General features: G+C 48.7%; 12 protein-coding genes and 1 pseudogene. 3 read left to right on the plus strand and 10 right to left on the minus strand.

The annotated features are described in order from the left end of the window. The 3 genes and pseudogenes from A3844_RS23935 to sigK all read right to left on the minus strand — a co-directional run. Positions 1–660 (minus strand): cysteine peptidase family C39 domain-containing protein (locus tag A3844_RS23935; RefSeq protein WP_143192147.1); only part of this gene is annotated, 660 nt, incomplete at its 3' end. Positions 661–1,130: 470 nt separating this feature from the next. After that, positions 1,131–1,610 (minus strand): annotated as a pseudogene (locus A3844_RS23940) (sigma-70 family RNA polymerase sigma factor); the annotation flags it as partial. Positions 1,611–2,128: 518 nt separating this feature from the next. Then, positions 2,129–2,830 (minus strand): RNA polymerase sporulation sigma factor SigK, encoded by a 702-nt coding sequence (gene sigK, locus A3844_RS23945; protein ID WP_054939435.1) that lies wholly within the window; start codon positions 2,828–2,830, stop codon positions 2,129–2,131. A 444-nt stretch (positions 2,831–3,274) separates the two neighbouring features. On the opposite strand from sigK, the gene A3844_RS23950 reads away from it, so the two are divergent. Continuing rightward, positions 3,275–7,105, plus strand: a complete 3,831-nt coding sequence (locus A3844_RS23950; RefSeq protein WP_074108681.1) for an S-layer homology domain-containing protein — start codon at positions 3,275–3,277, stop codon at positions 7,103–7,105. A 412-nt stretch (positions 7,106–7,517) separates the two neighbouring features. Here A3844_RS23950 and A3844_RS23960 read toward each other — a convergent pair whose 3' ends face one another. Both A3844_RS23960 and A3844_RS23965 read right to left on the minus strand, forming a co-directional pair. After that, positions 7,518–8,111, minus strand: a complete 594-nt coding sequence (locus A3844_RS23960; RefSeq protein ID WP_074108683.1) for a hypothetical protein — start codon at positions 8,109–8,111, stop codon at positions 7,518–7,520. 125 nt (positions 8,112–8,236) lie between these two features. After that, the gene (locus tag A3844_RS23965) at positions 8,237–8,866 is read right to left on the minus strand and encodes a YfbR-like 5'-deoxynucleotidase (RefSeq protein ID WP_074085790.1); all 630 of its coding nucleotides are present in this window, start codon (positions 8,864–8,866) and stop codon (positions 8,237–8,239) included. A gap of 308 nt (positions 8,867–9,174) precedes the next feature. Between A3844_RS23965 and A3844_RS23970 the strand changes: the two genes are divergently transcribed. Continuing rightward, a complete protein-coding gene (locus tag A3844_RS23970) occupies positions 9,175–9,393 on the plus strand; it encodes a PspC domain-containing protein (RefSeq protein ID WP_074085791.1) in 219 nt (72 codons plus the stop codon). Between the two features lie 54 nt (positions 9,394–9,447). Next, positions 9,448–10,131: a PspA/IM30 family protein gene (locus A3844_RS23975; RefSeq protein WP_074085792.1), complete on the plus strand. Its 684-nt coding sequence runs from the start codon at positions 9,448–9,450 to the stop codon at positions 10,129–10,131. 152 nt (positions 10,132–10,283) lie between these two features. Here the strand turns inward: A3844_RS23975 and A3844_RS23980 are convergent, their stop codons facing one another. The 5 genes from A3844_RS23980 to A3844_RS24000 all read right to left on the minus strand — a co-directional run bounded on the left by A3844_RS23980 (position 10,284) and on the right by A3844_RS24000 (position 15,583). Continuing rightward, positions 10,284–11,621 (minus strand): LLM class flavin-dependent oxidoreductase, encoded by a 1,338-nt coding sequence (locus A3844_RS23980; protein ID WP_074108684.1) that lies wholly within the window; start codon positions 11,619–11,621, stop codon positions 10,284–10,286. Between the two features lie 104 nt (positions 11,622–11,725). Then, positions 11,726–12,196 carry a DinB family protein gene (locus tag A3844_RS23985; RefSeq protein WP_074108685.1) on the minus strand — a complete coding sequence of 157 codons (471 nt, stop codon included), beginning with the start codon at positions 12,194–12,196 and terminating at the stop codon, positions 11,726–11,728. Then, entirely contained in the window at positions 12,193–13,374 is a 1,182-nt protein-coding gene (gene solA / locus A3844_RS23990) for an N-methyl-L-tryptophan oxidase (protein ID WP_074108686.1), read from the minus strand. Before solA ends, A3844_RS23985 begins: the two co-directional genes overlap by 4 nt. Continuing rightward, the gene (locus A3844_RS23995; RefSeq protein WP_074108687.1) at positions 13,371–14,552 is read right to left on the minus strand and encodes an amidohydrolase; all 1,182 of its coding nucleotides are present in this window, start codon (positions 14,550–14,552) and stop codon (positions 13,371–13,373) included. The genes solA and A3844_RS23995 overlap by 4 nt, the downstream gene beginning before the upstream one ends. 14 nt (positions 14,553–14,566) lie before the next feature. Beyond that, on the minus strand, positions 14,567–15,583 hold the full coding sequence (locus A3844_RS24000) for an LLM class flavin-dependent oxidoreductase (protein ID WP_074108688.1): 1,017 nt from the start codon (positions 15,581–15,583) through the stop codon (positions 14,567–14,569). Between the last annotated feature and the right edge of the window lie 3 nt (positions 15,584–15,586).

The following is a 15,586-nucleotide window of genomic DNA, read 5'->3' on the forward strand; positions in this document are numbered from 1 at the left end:
ATAATTTAAGGATAGATTTTTTGACTCATAGTAGTCTTTGATTTGTTCTGCAATAAATTTCATATCAAATTGATATGGCAATCCTTGATGATGTTTTGGATGTAATTTCAGTAAGTGCATATAGTTAACATGTTGAGTAACATCACTATCTATATGTGTTTTTCCAAAATCATAAAATGAATTCTCTATCTCTGAATATGAAGCATAGGCGCATTTATATTTTCTATTTTCCAAAAAACCAGAAATATTAAATCGCTTCTCATTATCATCAAATCCGTATATAAATATTGAATGCGGGAATGTGAACTTTTGATAAGCTGGCGAACCAGGAATATAATATTCATTTACGTGTAGCCATATATAATTATCTTGTCGGATTTGATCTTTTAAAAATTCAACTATATCAGGAATGAACTTCAATATCGTTGATCTTAGTAATCTTTGAGTATCCGTAAAGCACGGATGAAAATGATGTTCAGGGGATTGTGCATAATAATCTAAAAAGCAATCTTTCTCGGATTCCATTAAACACATATTTAAATAATTGCTATAAATCCATGGAAGGCAGTTCTCATTATTCGATATAATAGAAAAATAATAAGCATGCTGCGGGTAATTAGAAACCATAGGATAATGTATCGGAAGCTCTTTTTTATTCACAAAATCATTCCTTTTTTTAAGATTTATTAAGTGATATTATATGGGCATTTACACAATTTATATATTGATTAATAATTCCCATAAATAAAACTTATTGCCCTCCAAATTCTAACATCTAAGATATATGTGTTCCATATGATAACGTTAGTCATTCATATGATTATATTAGGATTTAATTCTTATTATGTAAAAATCGAACAAATATTCTCATCATTTTCAATACATTCATTCTGAGAAATAGATATGCCGTGATGAAGACATTTGACCACGGGTTATTATCAGATATTTCTTCACCAAATAAAACAAACCATATTACACTCTGAATCAACGCGTAACATGGTTTGTTTTTTTGTTTGATTGTTGTGCCACGAATGTTTGATGGACTCAAGCTTTTCACGAATCATTTGGACCTCGACAAGCCAAGCGGACTCTTCATCTCATCTCTGTCAGAAATGTCATTTATACAATTATCATCGCTTCGTCTTATAAAACTCATGATACAGCTTCATCAGCGCCCGCTTTTCGATCCGGGACACATAGCTGCGGCTGATGCCCAACTCCTTGGCTATCTCCCGCTGAGTCCGCTCTTCCCCACCTGTATCCAGGCCGAAGAGCCCAACCATCACTTCCTTTTCCCGGTCATCCAAAATGTCGAGATTGCAGTAGATTTTGCTCTTCTCGATTTTCAGATCGACTTCCTTAACAATATCATCTGCGTCGGAGCCAAGGATATCGATCAGCGTGATCTCATTGCCCTCCTTGTTCGTCTCAATCCGGTCATGCAGGTATACATCCTTTTTGGTCTTTTTAAGCGATCTCGAATGCAACAGGATTTCATCTTTTATACAACGGGCGGCAAAACTAACTAACTTTGTTCCTTTATTTGGTTGGTACCTTTCAATAGCCTTGATTAATCCGATTGTCCCTATGGAGATCAAATTCTCCAGATCTCATCATTATTGTCGAATTTTCAGAGGTTGTATATGATGTAGTCTAAATAGTACTATCGCAGTGAACAGTAGACATACAAACAAAAGCAACCGCTTTTCGGTGCAGTCCCTATACTTATACTTTTTGTAGAATACCTTATATAAAGTATTCTTCAGAGCACAATATAATAATTTGCCCTCTCCTCTTCTCATGTATTTTTATGAGTTGGTTTAATACAAAAATTCGCTGAACCATATCTTCTGTAAATAGAAATTGTCTATTAAAATAATTTATTTGATTCTAAGTTTTAAGACACGTTCTAATATGGTCCTTGATACTTTTCGTTCTTTTCGTATATACGGAGCAGTTGAACATGAAAATCAAATATTACTTTATAAGTCGCCAGCATAACGCCCCCTAATTGCAATTCCTGTTATTTCTGAATCCAATTTCTAAAAAAATAAAAGCAACTCGTCCGTAGACAAAGTCGCTTACTAAACGTTCTTTTATTAACGGATGCTACTTTGTAATTTTGAATTTAGCGCTTCGCCTTATAAAACTCATGATACAGCTTCATGAGCGCCCTTTTCTCAATCCGCGACACATAGCTCCGCGAAATCCCCAGCTCCTTCGCAATCTCCCGCTGCGTCCGCTCTTCCCCGCCGGTGTCCAGGCCGAAGCGGCCGACGACTACCTCTTTCTCCCGGTCATCCAGTATGTCGAGATTGCGGTAAATCTTGCTCTTTTCGATCTTCAAATCCACTTCCTTAACGATATCATCTGCGTCAGAACCAAGGATATCGATCAGCGTGATCTCATTGCCTTCCTTGTCCGTCCCGATCGGATCATGCAGGGATACATCCTTTTTGGTCTTTTTAAGCGATCTCAAATGCATGAGGATTTCGTTCTCTATACAACGGGCAGCAAAAGTAGCGAGCTTCGTGCCTTTGTTCGGCCGGTAGCTCTCGATGGCCTTGATCAACCCGATGGTGCCGATGGAGATGAGATCCTCCATGTCTTCCCCTGTGTTGTCGAATTTTTTTACTATGTGGGCGACTAGGCGCAAGTTGTGTTCAATTAACAAGTTACGGGCCTTGGCGTCTCCCTCAGCCATCATCCCTAAGTATTTGCTTTCATCCTGCTCCGAGAGAGGCTGGGGAAAAGCATTATTCCTTACGTAGGATACCAGCAGTGTCAGTTCTTTGATCAGCAGCGCTATCGTGCTTATTATTCCTGGCAACTTGGCGACACCTCCCGTACATGTACAATGAAACCGATCAGTAGTGAAAGCAACGGGTTCATGGTCTTTTTATTGTATGTGGGTAGATGCCCAGAAGTGCATGTACGTTGAAATAGGTACGGGCTGTAAAGGGCTCCCGATCTCAAGCCATATGATTTGTTGTACTCTTTTGTTGACCAAGCTGAGTCCGGACTGTAAAATTCCCCCTCTTCGGCTTGGTGCAGCGGTATTAGCACTTCCATAGATCCCTGCTCAAGTCATTGCTTCGGGTCATCAATAGATATTCATGTGATTATTCCTTAATAGTTTACATAGTTAATTCTTTAAATTAATCCTATCAGCAAAGATCATCTTTATAATTAACTTCACATAAGCAAGCCTTACATACAAACAATGCTGTACTGGAGTATACAATGAATCTTTTAGCTAAGAGGAGAGAAGAACATGTTCAAGAAGAATATTCACCGAAGGTTGTCATTCATATCGAAAAGAGCAACGATGTTCCTGCTGCTCATCACTGTTATCATAAGTACCCTTCAACCCGCAGGCATCATTGCCGCTGACGCCCCCCTCCCCCATTCGATCGTTATCGAAGATTTTGAGAATAACCTAAGTGATAATGTGCTGGTTCAAAAAAGAAATTTCTCAGGTGCCATGAGCCTGGAAGCGGATCCCCGGCATGTCCGTTCAGGGAATAATTCTGTACGATTGGATTATGACTACATAGGTGTTAAGGAAAACCCTTCCTATGTGTATGTTGGACCTAAAGCTCCTTATCCCATTACCGGACTTCCCCAAAAAATTGGGATGTGGGTGTACGGGAACAACGATGGACATCTTATTTTCAGCAAGTTCAGAGATGGCAACGGAAAGTCCTTTGAGGTTGAATATCTGGACGAGAATGTTGGCGTGAACTGGAAGGGCTGGAAATACATCGAGGGAAATATCCCGCAGGACAAAGTTGGACCGATCCAGCTGGAAATATACATGCGGATTGAGCAATCCATTTTCGACAAGAAAAATAAAGGTACCGTATGGGTAGACGATCTACGCTTGGTCTATGAGCAGGACCCTGCTGAAGATATGGGCGTCCCGGTACTCGGCATGGTGTCCCCGGCGAATGAAGCTGTTATTGATACGCGTTCACCACATATTCAGCTTACGGCTACCGATTCTCAATCGGGCATTGACCCCGGCTCTGTTGCCTTAAATCTGGATGGACATCCTGTGAAGAGCGAGTATGAAGCGGCTACAGGCATGATCTCCTATCAGCCTTCCTCTCCATTGGCAGGGGGTTATCACACCGTTCAGTCAGCTGTATATGACAGATCCGGCAATCCCGCCGAGCTTGTGAGCTCCTTTTTCATTCCAGACGGCATTCAATATCATCTGGACGCCCCCTCGGAAGTCATCAGCAACAAAACGTTCCAATTGAAGCTCCAGATCAACAATGCGGCTGACTTATCGGATGCCTATGCCCAGCTTAAATACGATCCGCAGACCCTGGAAATCACCTCTGCTGAACCTAAAGTACAAGCATCACTCGTTACGCAGAATGAGACTGACCCTGTAAAAGGCCAATACCAGCTGTCGCTTGCCGGACTTAGCAAACCATCGTTACCGGCTGACGGTACCGTTGCGCTATTGAATATAGCTGTAAAGCCTAGTGCCAAAATGGAGCGCGGCGAGATATTCAAATCGATCGAGATGAGCGACGGCAGTTTTCGAATGACCGCAGGGGAGGCTGTCTATGCACTGGCTGCACCCCACAAGTATACGATCGGGTTCCCTTATATCCTCACTGTAAAAGGGAGCTCACTCCATACGAAAAGTACGCTTCGTGTCACGGATGATGCAGGCGTGCCGGTCGAAGGGGTCTCGATTATCGCGTCCGATCCGCTTCTTCCCCAGTATTTTGCGGAAGTGCCATCTGTACCGTCTGATGTCTATGCGGATGCTGACCCGGGATCGGCCAAGCTCGCTTCCGCCACTCCGGGTGAACAATTCTTCTCGACTGGAGTGACCCGTGGAGATTATACCGCCATCCGGCTACCGGACGGCAAAGCAACGGGCTGGATTTCAAGTGCAGCGGTTCAAGTGAAGCTCCTGAAGGATGGATGGGGCCTAACCAATGCGAAGGGTGAAGTCCAGACGTCTCTGACTACCTTGGCCTTAACGAACCTTAGTCTCCAGGCAGTGAATGGGGATAAAGTCAGCAAGGTGTTCTCACTTTCTGTTGTGCCACAACTGGGGTCAGAGGAGCCTGAATATGTGCGGACCTATGTTACAGAGGATTTGAAAACCACCCAAAGCATCGTCTGGAGAACCGCCCCGCGAGTGGAGAACGGTGTCATTCAATATGCAAAAGCCAGTGACTTCACAGGTTTTGATCAGCCGAATGTCAAGGAGCAGGCTACTGCACCGCAGCTGCTGTTAGCTCCTGACCGTGTGGGAGAAACGTTGTTCCACAAAGGAATGCTGCAGAGCCTGTCACCGGGTACAAAATACATTTACCGCGTGGGAACTCCGGGGTTGTGGAGTACTCAGCATACCTTTACGACAGAGTCAGCAAACCCGGAAGCCTTTTCCTTCTTGTTTGTAACTGATTCTCACACCAATACCGAAGAAGCCTATCATATTCATCAGAATCTGATGAGCAGTGCCTTTACCCATTATCCGGATACACGGTTTGTCATGCACGGAGGGGATATTGTCGATGATGGCGGGATTATGAACGAATGGGAACAGGATATGAAGGCTTCACAGCTATACAGCAGCAGTATTCCTTCTGCCTACACCATGGGGAATCATGATGTGAAGAATGGCGGAAAGGACGTATTTATTAACGCTTTGGGTCAGCCGGGTAACGGAATGGACGGGCAACAGCATTTGAATTATTCGTACGATTATGAGGATACACATTTTGTAATGCTGAATTCGGAAGCTGATGAAATAGACATGCAGAAGCAAGCAGAATGGCTGCGGAAGAACATAAATGCCAGCTCCGCGAAATGGAAGGTCGCCATGTTCCACCGGCCTGCCTATCATACGGAGGATGGTCGCGGACCGGAACTAGTCACCAAATATCTGGCTCCTGTCCTTGAGGAGCTTGGGGTAGACCTGGTGCTGGTGGGCCACGATCATGCACTCGCTTGGACCTATCCTATGAAGAATGCCCAGCCCAAGAAGGATGGCAGCCCAGGCACCGTGTATCTGTCTGGCGGTTCCTCCGGCTGGAAGTTCTACGATGCGGTCAAGTTTGATTACCTGGAGTATCTATATGATGATAATTTCCCGGTCTACTCCGCCATCTCGATCGACAAAGACCGGATTTTGATTGAAGCAAGAACGACCGATGGCCAAAAGCTGCAAAGCTTGACTATTGAAAAGGCAAGAACCGTTGACCCTAATCCTGAACCGGAACCGGAGCCAAGCACAAAACCAAGCCCGAACCCAACTCCTGCTCCAAGCACAGACCCAAGTCCGGTACCAAGTCCGAACCCTAGCTCAACTCCTGGTACAGGGACAGGGCCAAACCCTGGCACGGTGCCAAGTGCAGTGCCTACAGCAACACCTGCAGTTGTTCCTTCAGATAAACCTGCACCGGTTAAGACGCCACCATCCGCTGTTTTTGCTGAGGGAGTAAGTGCTCAAGCCCTAAAAGAGACACTGAAGAGCATCATTGCTGCGAAAGACAGGGACATTCCCGTACCAGCCCTTAAGGATATAGCTGACCTGTGGAGCACCCGCACAATCACGACTTTCCTTAAGTTGAACATCATCAAAGGGTATGACGATGGCTCTTTCAAACCGAACCAAACCATCACCAGAGGGGAATTTGCCACAATCCTTACCAAAGCCTTTGGTTTGGTGAAGTCGGATACCTCCCTTCCATTAAGTGACGTTAATACCCATTGGGCCCAAGAGGCCATTGCCGTGTTAGCCTCCAATGGTGTCATTGCCGGTTACCCGGATGGAACCTTTAGGCCCGACCGGGAAATCAGCCGTTCCGAGATCGTTACCATCCTGTCCAGGATTGTGAACTTTAATAGCATCACACCGGTAAAAGGGGGCATCGCCTTCAGTGATACGGCAGGTGCATGGAACAAGGAGCAGATTGCCAAAGCTGCCGAAATCGGTCTGATTAGTGGTAGAGGCAACGGCAAATTTGCCCCGGCTCAATCATCGACCAGAGCAGAGGCCTTGACCATTATCATGAATGCCCTGTGCCTGGATCCGGAAATCAAAGCATTGATGGATCAGATCTCGAAATAAATCTGCGTAGAACCTGTATACATGATCAAAAGACCTTTGTCTCCCGAAATCTGGAGATAAAGGTCTTTATTTATTCAGACTTCGGTTACGGTCCATCTACAAATCCGCTATTCATCCGACTCTATTTCCCGGGGACGGAGAGTACTCCACTGTGACGGGTGACAGGCTCGCTTCATCCTTTACTTTTTCCTGTTGAATATTAATGGGTGGCTGTGACTTACCTGTACTGCATGTAGTGAAAAGTTTGTCTAACTTCGCCCAATGTTCCGGTGATGTATCTCCCTCGTAGGACCAATGTGCCTGATGAGCGCTAACCGGGGTCGACGGCTCCTGTTTGCTTGCTGCTTCGCTATTCTGCGTGTTATCACCGCACTCATGCAGATTCTTCTTTCTAATCTTTTGTGGAAATCTATTATATTTCAACCTTGGCCTGGCGGCGCGCCTCATAGGCTTCCGAATACAATGCATATACAGGTCTCATGTACAGCTTGCCGATCACAAAATAAAGAATAGCCAGCACGGCAAGAAATCCATAGACTACGCCCCGTTCCTGCCCGTGCACAAAATACAAGATGTCGAAATTATCCGTCATGTTGAGATTGAACGTTACCTTTAGTGAATCCATCAGCATCATGCCGAACAGCCAGTAAAAACCCGTACAGAGCAGGATATGCACTGCCGTTCCCCACACGCGATAAGCAAAAGAGAGCTTCAGGAATCCCGTGCTGAACAGATAGCTGACGATACTTAATGCAAAGACCAGCAGCATCAGGACCAGACTCTTTTGAGGGTGGAGCGAGTAGACAAGGACACTGGTAAGAATCAAAAAGATCAGGACATCAGCTGTTACTTTTTTCACAAATTCTTTCACACCGTTTACGCGAAGACGGCCATTAACGGGCATCCACACGAACTCCAAAATATAAATAACAAGCATCAAGCCGCCGAACCAGGCCAATACACTGGAAACCGGCAATACGTCCAAATATCCCACGGTTATGATCACCCCAAATTTTTCCTTCATTATAACATGTGTGGATTATTATATACATGATTATCCAATTCATATAGCATCGAACCAGACTAGACAAACATAATATCCACAAAAAAAAGAAGAGTACCCGCTCCTTCCTACAGAGCCAGTGCCTCTTCCGTAATCTGTCTGATATCAATTGAAGATATCGTTTCTTCGTTTACCATGTCAGGCAGAATCTCCGCCAGAAAGTATTCGACACATTTCAAATCGATGTTCTTGATCTTGATCAGGGCATTGCGGTACATCACCACAAATTCCTTCTCCGTGTTCCCTCTTTGCAGTTCGGCAAAAGCCTCATACACCTGGTCCATCTTGTCGGCCACCTCCAGAATCAGCCCTTCGAGCGACTCATCCTTGCCTTCACGCAATTGGTGGTAGAAGATGCTTTTGAACTCCTCCGGAATATGCTCCTTAATGAAATTATCGATCATCCCCTCCTCCACCTGCTGGATTAAGGACCGCAGTTGCAGCGATGAGTGTTTCACCGGGGTTTTGATATCGCCAATAAAAATCTCACCGTAATCATGGCTGCTCGTAATTTCATATAGCTTCTTCCAGTCAATAACTGCACCATTTTTCTCCTCGATGTCGGCCAGTGTTTTGGCGTACTGCACGACCTTCCAGGAATGTGCCGCTACGCTGTGCTCCTCGAATTTGAATTTGCCGGGGCAGCGGATAATACGTTCCAGTTCGTTCAGCGAGCGGAAATATTTATGAATTCCCATGCCAGTCCTCCCTTGTCTTGATGTTGATATGATCCGGTATTGTCTAGCTAGTATAAGCATTCAATGTTAATTCCAAATAAACAAGCTGACAGGTTATGTTAAAAAACGGGATAACTCTGGCCCTATCCTTTCACAGGACACCCCTTCCCCGCCTTACTGCCGATACCATCCCCGACTAAGGTCGAGACTAAAGAACAGTCTTCAGGCTGTTTTGCAGCATCATCAATAGCTATACAATAAACACATAGACAACGGCTAAGACGAACTGCTAACCCGGTTCAACCCATAGGAGAGGAAGAGATTATATTATGAAAAAATTGTATCGTTCCGAAAGAGACAAGAAGATTAGCGGCATCTGCGGAGGTTTAGCCCGTTCCCTGAACATTGACAGTACCATCATCCGGCTGTTCGTTGTCGCCACTGCCCTATTCAGCTTCGGCACTGTAGCGTTCCTGTACATTCTGGCCAGCATCGTGGTACCTAAAGAGAACTATAACAGCTACCCTGAAGGTTATGAGTATTACTAATTCAGAGCCGCCACACCAGCGCCAACATATATGAAAATAAAAGGAGAAATGAACATGAGTATTTTTCAAAGAATTACAACCCTGACCAAAGCAGCCATCCACGAAGGACTGAATAAATTGGAGGACCCGGTACTTTTGACCGGACAGTATTTGCGGGATCTGGAGGAAAAAATAGCCGGTGCCGAAACCAGACAGCGTGAGTTCAAAGCCGCAGCAAATGTTCTGGAGCGCCGCATTTACGAAAACCAGGTATTGGCCGATCGAAGCGAGGCGGAAGCCGTGCAAGCCATGAGCGAAGGGAATGAGCCTGCCGCCAGAGCAGCGGTCATGGCAAAACTGCGCTACGCCGAAAGTATTCAGGAATGCAACGCAGGACTGGAAGAAACCCGCGAAGCCCTCGTAGTTCTGGAGAGCACTCTGCTGAATGCCAAGGAAGAGCATAAACGGCTAAAGGCCAAAAGAGCTGAGCTGGCTGCCCGTGCCCGTAAAGCGGCCGAGCTGAAGCGTTCCGCCGAAAGCACCAGTTATACTGCCCACGCAGGTAACCCTGGACAGATCCTGAATCCCGGCGCTGCCACCCGCGGCTTCGACCGCATGGAGGACAAAATCAGCGAATGGGAAGCATCTGCCGAAAGCTCCGGGCATTATTCCGCAGGCATCGCTGAATCCCCGCTGAACAGCGCCGTTGAAGCCGAGCTGGAACGCCTCCGTAGCCGCAAGGCCGGTGAGAGTAAATAATTCGGGCTTGTTCTAACGGCCCTATGACTGAGACAGCTCTATTCATTCTTATAATCACAAAAAGTAGGCAAAGCAGCGATTCTCCCGTGATAGGAGGATCGCTGCTTTGCATGTTGGGACACCCCATGACTTGCATTCCTCCTGCTCTGCAGTCACACCTGCCGCGCAGGTTCCGAAGCTTTCGCATAGCGGTTGGCCGGAACAGGAAGACCCAGATTTCCCCGCAGGGTGTCACTTTCATATTCGGTACGAAACAATCCTCGTTCCTGAAGAATCGGAACCACATGATCCACGAATTCTTCCACCCCGCTTGGAACTGCAGCAGCGATCATAAATCCATCCGCCGCTCCGCCTTCGAACCAGGCTTGAATCTGATCGGCAACCTGCGCCGGCGTACCGATGAAGCTGCTGCGCGGAGTTGCAGCCTGCAGAGCGACCTCCCGCAGGGTCAGGCCTTTTTCCCTGGCATTTTTCTTGATTTTATCCGTGCCGCTCTGGAAGCTGTTCCTTCCCAAATCTCCAAGCTCCGGAAAAGGCTCATCCAGCGGATATTGCGAGAAATCATGATGCTCGAAGAATCTCCCCAGATAGTTCAGCGCGTTCTCAATCGTTACCAGTCCGGCAACCTCCTGATATTTGCGCTCCGCTTCCTCCGGCGTCTCGCCAAGAATGGGACCAATCCCTGGAAAAATAAGCACCTCATCCGGATTTCGGCCAAATGAGGCTACCCGCTCCTTCACATCCCGGTAGAATTCCCGCGCTTCCTCTAGCGTGTCATGCCCCGTAAAGACAGCGTCCGCCTCCTTCGAGGCGTAATTTTTACCAACCTCCGAAGACCCTGCCTGGAAAATAATCGGCTGCCCTTGTTTGGAGCGGGCGATGTTCAGCGGCCCCTTAACGGAGAAGAATTCTCCTTCATGGTCCAGTGTATGCATTTTTTTCGGATCAAAAAAGACTCCGGTCTCCTTATTGCGGACAAATGCATCCTCCTCCCACGAATCCCACAAGCCCCGCGCCACCTCCAAATATTCGGCAGCAATCCGGTAGCGCTTGCCATGATCCGGATGCTCCTTTTTGCCATAGTTCAAGGCGGAGCCTTCCAGTGGAGAAGTCACCACATTCCACCCTGCACGTCCGCCACTGATCACATCCAGCGATCCGAACTGCCGGGCTACGGTAAATGGCTCACTATAGGAGGTGGACAATGTGCCAACCAGGCCGATTTTGCTGCTGACTCCCGCAAGTGCGCTAAGAATCGTCAACGGTTCAAAACGGTTCAGGAAATGCGGAATGGATTTCTCATTAATATATAATCCGTCCGCTATGAAGATTAGATCCAGCTTGCCTTCCTCAGCCTTCTGTACCCACTGCTTATACAGCTCAAAGTTTACACTGGCATCCGGCTTGGCATCCTGATGGCGCCACATAGAGGTGCTTCCCCCAACCCCGTGCAGCAGCGCACCCAGCTTTAATTGTTTTGGTTTCGTCATGTTCATTCCTCCTAATAGTTTTGTGGAGCATTACTTCATGAGATACTTCGCAATAAAACTGGCATCGGAAGCATACGCTTAGTTTTGTGAGCCTATCTACCAGGTTAATGGAACACGGCAGCTCCCTGCTTGATCCGTTCAATCTGAGCAAGATGAGTCTGCACATGGGCTGTAAAGCTGCGGACAATATCCGTAACGCTGACAACCTCGCCTTTAAAATTAATCCCGCTTTTCTCCCACTCCCCGGCGCTTAGCCGGTTGAACAGCAGGCCATTGTAGTGAAGCAGACTGCGGAACAGCTCCAGACTGTCAGCAGCATGGCCTGAATTGGAGTGCTGCCCGCTAACCCAAGCGTCCTGATGAAATGCCGGGAGCTGCACCTCAGTGCCGGCCAGAATGTCACGGATGCGGAAGGAAACGACAATGCTGTGATCAGCCAAATGTGCCAGCACCTCGGTGACACTCCAACTGGCCGGTGCGGCTTTCCACTGTAGCTGTTCCTCCGTCAGACCTTCCAGTGCTTGTGCCAACTGGTCATACGTATTCAGATAATCCCGGATTTGCTCACTGCTCATTCAATCCCCTCCAAAGGAAGTCCAGACTGCGGCTGGACCGGTGATGAATCAAAGCGGGACAAGGAAAATGGCTTGATATTCACTGTTGAAGCTCCGCCCGTCGCCAGGTCCGCCAATATTTCTCCTACAACGCTGGAAAATTTAAAGCCATGCCCTGAGAATCCCCCGGCCAGCAGCACATTGTCATGAGCCGGATGACGGTCGATGATGAAATCCTCATCGGGTGTATGCTCATATTTGCAGACTGCCCCTTTAAGCAGACGTCCGGCTGCGCCGGGCATATAAGTCTCCAGCACCTGCCGGAGATCCTTTTCATCACTTTCCTCACTGCCAAAAGGCGCAAGCGTCTCTCCCGGCTTCCACTCCCGGCCTGTATCATGGCGGCCAATTTTCAGCCCGGCCCCCCCTATACCGGGAAAGCCGTAATAACTACCTTCCCTGGTACCCAGCGTAAAGCCCGGAAAGTTCCCGGCATCAAAGGCCGGAGTGCTCTGAAACCAGCCGACCACCTTGCGGATCGCATGGATCGGCAAGGCAGCAAATGCCGACAAGGACCCAAACCAGGCTCCGGCGCTGAGAATAGCCGCTGCTCCATAATAATCACCACTGCGGGTGTGCACGGTGACGCTATCTTCACGTGCCGTCACATTCAGCACAGATGTATTTGTCAGCAGTTGCGCTCCATGAACCAGTGCCAGCTTCCGGTAAGCAGCGATACATTTCTCGCTGTAGAGATAACCAGCATCCGGCTCGAACATCGCTTCGAAATGTTCAGGAAGATTCAGAGCGGGCCAGCGGCGGCATATTTCATCAGCATCCATCTGCTCTACCCGAACCTTTCGCTTCTCCGCTTCCGCAAGCCGGCCAGCGAAGGAATATACATTACTGTCTGCCAGATTCAATACCCCTGAGGGTACAAGCAGCGCTGTGCCACTCTCTTCCTCGGCTTCTTTCCACAGCACTTGTGCCCGCAAAGCCATGTCAATATAAGTCGGATCACCACTGTATGCATGTCTGATCAGCCGGGTCTCCCCGTGATGGCTTCCCTCTGTATGCGGCGGATCAAAAGCATCGATCAGCAGCGTTTTTACGCCCCGTCTGGCCAGATGATATCCTGCACTCATGCCCATCGAGCCGGCACCAACGACAATCACGTCATAACTGCGGGAATAGGCTATGATGCTTCACCCTCTTCCGTAGAGAAGCGTTCCAACACCCTAACAGCCAGATCAGCAAAGAATGCGGCTCCCACTGGCAGTGCCGATTCATCCAGATCAAAGGAGGGATGATGCCACTCCCGGCTTCCGGAAGTACCCACGAAGACGAACAATCCGGGAACCACACGCTGATAAAAAGCAAAATCCTCCCCCGCCGGCGAAGGCTGAGGCTTCACACGGTGAAATCCGAGTGCATCGGCTGTTTCTTCTCCGAGCCTGGCCAGACCGGGATCGTTATTCACTGGCGGAGGACCGCCTAGCCACCGCACTGTCGCTTCCGCCCCTAAAGCGGCGGCCACTCCGACCACCACCTGCTCAAACCGTTCAAGAACCCTGCTCCGCACAGCTTCATCAAAAGTGCGAATCGTCCCCTCCAGCACCGCTGTCTCAGGAATAATGTTCCAGGAACTGCCGCTGTGTACTTTCGTAACACTGACCACCGCACTTTGCAGCGCGCTGACATTGCGGCTGACAATGCTCTGGAGCGCGGTAATGATATGCGAAGCGGCTACGATAGGGTCGGTCCCTGCCTCCGGCACCGCCGCGTGTGATCCGGCTCCCCGTATCTCCACCACAAAACCATCTGCTGCAGCCATTAACGGACCACCGGTAATTCCAATCGTTCCTACTGGTAAGTCCGGCTTATTATGCATGCCGATGACTGCACGGATGTTTTCCAACGCTCCGCTGTCTATGATCTGCTGTGCGCCTTTCGCCTTTTCCTCAGCCGGCTGAAACAGAAACCGTACCGTCCCTTTTAGCTGACTTTCCTGCCGCTTCAAGTGTTGGACCGCTCCAATCAGTGCTGCCGTATGAAAGTCATGACCACAGGCATGCATTTTGCCGGGATACAGCGAAGTATAGGGCAGACCGGTTTCTTCCTGAATCGGTAACGCATCAATGTCGGCACGCAGAGCAATCACCGGTCCCCCCTGCTGTCCGCCCACTTCTGCGATAACTCCTGTTTTCAGCCCGTAGTCCGTGATGGTCGCTCCGGCCTGTTCCAGCAGCGCTGCGATATATGCTGTCGTATGATACTCTTCATTCGAAAGCTCCGGGTGCCGGTGCAAATGCCGGCGGATTCCAATCAATGTCTCCTTAAACGCCTCCGGACTGAACTCCACCGTTTGATTCGTCATACCGGACTCCCTCCTCAAAGTGTTGTAAGGACCTCAGCAAATGCTTCCCTTAACAATTCAAAGGAACGGACCCGTTTGTCAAAAGGCTGCACATTGGTTGTGACAATAAACTCTTCGACACCGGAAGCCTTAGCTAACGCCAGCAGCTGCTCGCGGACGGATTCCTTTGTGCCTTTGGTAATCTCCGGCTCCCGCTCTTCCAGCGTATAAGCTTCCTCGCTCTGCCGAGTGAATTCCTCGGCCTGCTCGCGGGTTGCAACCGTCAGCGTCTTGCCGCTGGCCAGATGAATCCGGATCAGCTTGTGCGCTCCAGCCAGCTCCCGGGCCTCCTCTTCCGATTCTGCGACCAGTACGGCAAGTGCAAGTATCGCTTGCGGTTCCTTACCTTGCGAGATGTCAAATCGGCTCTGGTAGACACGAATGGCTTCCACAGCCACTGCCTGATCCCCGCCTATGAACAAAGAGAACACATATGGCAGCCCCAGCTCAGCGGCGATTTCGGCACTCGCTACACTGGCACCTAACACATAAAGCTCAGGCGGAGTACCTGGAATCGGACCCGCCTTCAACCCAAACAGCGGATGATCCGCCTCCAGCCGGTTATGCACATATTTCTCAAGCTCAATAATTTTGTCCGTCAAGGAAGCCGCTTCTTCTCCCCCCTGCCGCAGCGCTTGAGTGCTTCGGGGTAAACCTCCGGGTGCGCGCCCGACCCCGAGATCCACCCGGCCCGGAGCAAGCGTTGCCAGCACGTTGAAATTCTCCGCTACCTTATATGGACTATAGTGCTGTAGCATGATGCCGCCAGAGCCGATTCGGATGCGCTCTGTCTTGGCCAGCAGATGCGAGATCAGCACCTCCGGGGAGGAACCCGCCACCTGTTCGGAGTCATGATGCTCCGAAACCCAGAATCGGTGGAAGCCTAGACGCTCGGATAACTGCGCCAGCTTGACCGTATGCTGAAAGGCTTCTTCCGGCGTTTCACCGGGATAAATTGGACTTTGATCCAGTACGCTTATTGTAATAGCCATAGG

It is taken from the genome of Paenibacillus helianthi, from assembly GCF_001909055.1.
In the GTDB taxonomy this organism is placed as follows: Bacteria; Bacillota; Bacilli; order Paenibacillales; family Paenibacillaceae; genus Paenibacillus_AQ; species Paenibacillus_AQ helianthi.